This window comes from Bacteroides sp. HMSC067B03 (genome assembly GCF_001811315.1).
In the GTDB taxonomy this organism is placed as follows: domain Bacteria; phylum Bacteroidota; class Bacteroidia; order Bacteroidales; family Bacteroidaceae; genus Bacteroides; species Bacteroides faecis.
Genome location: NZ_KV804497.1, coordinates 3664 through 4213 on the forward strand (window position 1 = coordinate 3664; position 550 = coordinate 4213).

Here is a 550-nt window from a genome sequence, read left to right on the forward strand (position 1 = left end):
GTTTACCGTTCTTTTTCTTGATGTGAACCCTACGGAGCGGCTGTGGATGGTAGCCACGACGTCTAAGTTCACCGATTGCTTTGTACTTGCGCTTGGGAGAGTCCCAAAGCTGTTTATCTACTCCAGACGTATTCTTCCCTTTGTTGGAAGTAACCCTCTTTACTGCCAATGCCTTGGCGTAAAAAGAGTGAGTAAGCATCCACTGCAAGGTTTTCACCTTGTTATGTCTGCCTTCTTTCTGAGCCTTTACAATACGCGCTTGTAGCTTTCGGACATAGGTTTCACACTTAGACCAGTTCATACTGTCCCAAGTCAGATTCCTGCTGTCAGCAGGCGCACACGATGTTTTAATCTCGTTCATTTGCTTTCCTCCTTTTGAAAGTTCTAAAAGTTATCTTGTAAAGAGTTACCATATACGGAAGTCTGCCCACTTTCGTGTCGGATGATGTTACCCTCATTAACTCGTGATGTTGGTTCAATCCGTATCCTCCCCATTACAGGGCGGCATTCGCTTTCTCCGTTATCTCATACCTGCACCCCATTCGGCTTG

At 45.8% G+C, this 550-nt stretch carries 1 protein-coding gene; it reads right to left on the reverse strand.

Features of this window, described 5'->3' with window-relative positions:
- Positions 1–361, reverse strand: a 361-nt coding sequence (locus HMPREF2794_RS30050) for a reverse transcriptase N-terminal domain-containing protein (RefSeq protein WP_210403609.1), incomplete at its 3' end; no start/stop codon positions are given.
- Between the last annotated feature and the right edge of the window lie 189 nt (positions 362–550).